The organism is Flavonifractor sp. An4, assembly GCF_002161755.1.
Classification (GTDB): Bacteria; Bacillota; Clostridia; order Oscillospirales; family Oscillospiraceae; genus Flavonifractor; species Flavonifractor avicola.
Window position 1 is genome coordinate 1 of record NZ_NFIL01000075.1, and the last position, 4,231, is coordinate 4,231.

Here is a 4,231-nt window from a genome sequence, read left to right on the forward strand (position 1 = left end):
AACGCCCTCTCCTCCGTGTTCGTTCCCCTGGACTACATGGCCGTGATTTACAACACTCTCTACTGCTCCATGGAGAGCACCTACACCGCCAGCGCCACCATTGACAGCATCCGCCGGGTACACGCCATCCACCAGGGCGACGGCGCGGCCCTGGCGCAGCTCCCCGTGGCCACCTCCACGGACAGCGGCTCCATCCTCGGTGTACCGGGTATCGGCAAGTCCTCCACCATCCGCCGGTGTCTGCGCCAGATCCCACAGGTCATCCGGCACAGCCAGTATGGAGACAGCAAGCTCTTCTGCAACCAGGTCACATGGCTCATGGTAGAATGCCCCGGTGACTGCTCCGTCAAGACCCTGGCCCTGAACATCATCGAGGCCATCGACCGGGCCATTGGAAGCAGTTACAGCGACCTGAACCAGCGTGTGGCCCGCCTGCCCAGCGCCTCCGTACTGGCTACAAGGGTCAAGATACTCTGTCTGACCCATCATGTGGGCCTCATTGTCATAGACGAGATTCAGAACGCCATCCTCACCGCGTCCCGCAACAAACAGAGCAAGGCCCTCATCAAGTTCTTGGTGGAGCTGTCCAACGAGGCGTGCACCGGCATCTATTATGTGGGCACCCCGTCCGCCGAGGACCTCTTTTTGTCCCAGGAGCACCTCAAGCGCCGGACCCGGGGCCTGCGTCTGCTCCCCATGCGCCCGGACGGCATCTACCGTCGCTTCCTACATGAACTGTGGCCGTATCAGTACACCCCGGAGCGTGCCCACTTCACGGACGCACTTGTTAATCTGGTCTATGACCTGTCCGGCGGCATCCCCGCATACATCGTCAAGATTTTCTGCGAGGCCCAGGTGCAGGCTCTCCAGGCGGGGGCCGAACGGCTGGACGACAAGCTGATACGCAAAGCCGTGGAGACGCTCAGCATCGTCGTGCCCAAGACCTACGCCAAGGGAACCTACCTGTCCGACTTCTCCGTGTGCGATACGGACGAGGACACCGAAACAGACGCCGAGGCAGACACGGCAGAGGCCCTGGAGCCGGAACCCGTCTGCCGGCTCTATGCGGTGCCCCGGGGCCGGCCCAAAGCCAAACGGGACGAGCACGACATCCTGACCCTGGTGGCGGCGGGCCAGGACCCGGAAACCGCGGCTGCCGCCCTGGAACAAGCTGGACTCCTGGAGGTGTTCACAAGCGGCTGAATATTCTGCGGGATAGACACAGAAAACCCGCTTGCGCCTGGATAACTGCCTCTCCTGACACAGCGTTGCCGTGCCGTCCAAGGGGCGAGTCACCCTGCAAGCGGGTTTGCTTATTCAGATCATTGGGGCAGTGCCTACATCGGCTGCTCCGGGTTTGTTTCGTCCTTCGCGTCGCCAAAGAGGACGCGCAGATAGTCCCGGCGCCCGTAGAGCACACGGTCCACATAGATGTCGCTGCCGTGTACCCGGTAGAAGGTGAGATAGTTGCCTGTCACCAGAAAGCGGTAGCCGCTCTCCACATCGGCAATCGAGGACAGGGGCGCGCCCAGCTCCGAATGGTTTTCCAACTGGTCCACATCGTCCATGATGCGGTTCACAATACGCTCCGCCGCAGAAGTGTTTTGCAGGTCGGACGCGATGTAGTCCCATATCTCATCCAAATCCCGCCGGGCCTCTGCCGTGTAGTGTATCTTATTTTTCCCCATTAGCCCTCGCACGGAAATGCGCCCTCATGTCCTCCGGTGTCAGCCAGCCTTCGGTTTCCCCGGACTTCCGGCCCTTGGCAAGCTCGTTCATCAGCCGGATGGTGGCCTGGGTCCGCTCATAGTCCTGTATATCCATGATGGCGTACCGGCCCCGGCCATTCTTGGTCAGAAACACCGGAGCGCCTACCGCCACATCGTGCAGAACCTCGGTATAGTTGCGCAGATCGGAGATGGGTTTGATATTCGGCATGGTGCTCAGCCCCCTTCTTATGCTCAGTATATCTCAATCTGCTGTAAAATTCAACATCATTTTTTACTGCTGGGAGTGTTCTTACATGCTTCATTATTTCCCAACACCTTACCCGGACGAACTCTGGTACAGTGTGATCGCCCGCTACCATACCCACAGCGGCGCCCTGTCCTGGCAGGCCACCATGAAGGCCCTGTTCGGCAACGCCCGTGACACGGATGTGGGCAGCTTTTTTCCAAACAACAGTATTCACAAAATCCTGGAACAGCTGCCGCCCGGTTTCCTTTCCACCCAGGAGGCCGCTCTGCAACACACTCTGCTCCCGTTCCTGATGCGGTTTCAGCCCCAGGAGAAAAAAGCCGCCATCCTGGAAGCCTTTCTGGCGGGCGAGGACATGCGGCCCCGGTATCTGCGGGCCACCCGGGACATCAAGCCCCGCTCCCTGCGCTACTGCCCCATCTGCATCCAGGAGGACACTCAAACCTACGGCGAGCCATACTGGCACCGGGAGCACCAGATCGGGCTCATGCCCCTGTGCCCCCGCCACCGCTGCCGGCTCCGGGACAAGCCCATCCCCAACACCCGGCCCCTGGGGGCACAGTATCTGCCACTGGATGGGCAGGACTGGGCGGAGCCGGACTATGGGGCGATGGACTACGAGCCGGCCCTGACCGACACCCTCTACGCCTACTTGACCATGCCCTATGACCTCAGCCCAAACCGGGAGGCCGATAACCTTGCCAGGGCCATGGAGAACGCCAGCCTGCTCAGCGAGGACAGCATACGAAAGCAGGCATTTGATGTTGATAAGTTACACACCGCCCTGACAGACAAGTATGGAACCGAGTTGGTGGAGCATTACTTTGGGACGCACATCACCAAAGCACACGCCCTGCGTCTGCGGCACTACCTGATCTACTCTGCCGAGGAGTATGCCCTGCTGACCGTCATGCTGGTGCAGGAGCCGGAGGTACTGTTCTCTCCGAAGCAAGTGCCGCTGACATTGGAGACCCGGATGCGGGAATTGGCCGCGTCTCATGTGATCCGGGACAAAGCCAGCATCGCCAAGCTGCTAGGCATCCGGGCAGACCGGCTTTTGCCCTACACCAGGCGGTTCGGGATTGCTCCGTTCTGGCCACAGTCCGGGTCACAAAAACAGGTGCAGGAGCGGCAAATTTATACCGTGACAATCCATCTGTCCCCGATGGAGAGAGAGGAGTTGAAGGTGTTTATGCGGGCGCAAGGTATGGAGGCCTACTCCCACGCCATGCGGTATTTTATGGAGGCAGGGTTGCGCCGGTGGCGGGAGGGGGGCTGGCCATGACGGAAGTGCCCTTGAAGGTATGTGGCCGCCATAAATTGCCCCATCTGCCGCAACGCCCCCCTTGCCCCCCCACTAGTACAGGAGATAAGGGGAGGCGGAAGGTTGTCTTGCAGCCTGCCGTGTGAACCCTGTATCCCCCAGCCTTGCCACATGGGCCCTGTCTGCTTTTCCACTTTTTTCTTCAAAAAACTTTTTACTTATACTATTATACTTCTTTTTTATTTTTTATAAAAAAGTGGAAAAGTAGACAGAAACACCGCAAACCCCTGTGCCGCAACGGGTTTCGAGCGCCTACTTTTTTCTTCCCCGTCCCTTTTTTGTGGACAGAGGCTACCCTTGCAGACATAACACGACCGCGCTATAATGTGAAAACAACCAACCATTTGCTGAAAGGAGGCGGTACAACATGGCAAAGGAGCCTGATACAAAGCCCGCGCCGGCGGAAAATGGTACAACATCCCGCGGCAAAAGTCCAGTCCAACAATTTCTCCAGGCCGCAGTGGCCCCCATCCTTGTCCTTTTGGCCATTTTTGGCTTCGCTCTGGTGTCCGGCTTGCGCCTCTGTCCGATACAGTCCGCGTCCATGGAACCTGAAATCCCCACATACAGTTATTGCCTCATCAGCACCCGTTACGACTACGATAGCCTCCAGGTGGGTGACATCATCGTGTATGACCATCCCTACGACCACATGCAGGTCGTACATCGCATCATCGCCGTGCTGCCGGACGGTATCATCACCAAGGGCGACGCCAACCCGGTAGATGACGGCATCCTGCTCACTGAGGGCGACATCTACGGCGTGTACCTGGGCCACATCCCCGGTGTCGGACGCATTGTCAACATTATCCGGACGCCGGTAGGTATCGGCTTCATATTGGCCATCGTGGTACTGCTGCTTATATCAGACGTCCGTTCGCAACAGAAGAAATCGAAAGACAGCAACCCCCCTGACGAGCAGTAGATCAC

General features: G+C 58.7%; 5 protein-coding genes. 3 read left to right on the forward strand and 2 right to left on the reverse strand.

Annotated elements, in window-relative coordinates:
* Positions 1–1,203, forward strand: a 1,203-nt coding sequence (locus tag B5F94_RS15470; protein WP_087331418.1) for an ATP-binding protein, incomplete at its 5' end; no start/stop codon positions are given.
* Positions 1,204–1,337: 134 nt separating this feature from the next.
* Here the strand turns inward: B5F94_RS15470 and B5F94_RS15475 are convergent.
* Entirely contained in the window at positions 1,338–1,688 is a 351-nt protein-coding gene (locus B5F94_RS15475; RefSeq protein WP_087331421.1) for a type II toxin-antitoxin system RelE/ParE family toxin, read from the reverse strand.
* Entirely contained in the window at positions 1,675–1,938 is a 264-nt protein-coding gene (locus tag B5F94_RS15480) for a type II toxin-antitoxin system prevent-host-death family antitoxin (protein ID WP_087272293.1), read from the reverse strand. Before B5F94_RS15480 ends, B5F94_RS15475 begins: the two co-directional genes overlap by 14 nt.
* Before the next feature lie 85 nt (positions 1,939–2,023).
* On the opposite strand from B5F94_RS15480, the gene B5F94_RS15485 reads away from it, so the two are divergent.
* Both B5F94_RS15485 and B5F94_RS15490 read left to right on the forward strand, forming a co-directional pair.
* Positions 2,024–3,262: a TniQ family protein gene (locus tag B5F94_RS15485; protein WP_158100310.1), complete on the forward strand. Its 1,239-nt coding sequence runs from the start codon at positions 2,024–2,026 to the stop codon at positions 3,260–3,262.
* Between the two features lie 406 nt (positions 3,263–3,668).
* Complete coding sequence (locus B5F94_RS15490; protein ID WP_087331425.1) at positions 3,669–4,226, forward strand: signal peptidase I; 558 nt, start codon at positions 3,669–3,671, stop codon at positions 4,224–4,226.
* Positions 4,227–4,231: the final 5 nt, after the last annotated feature.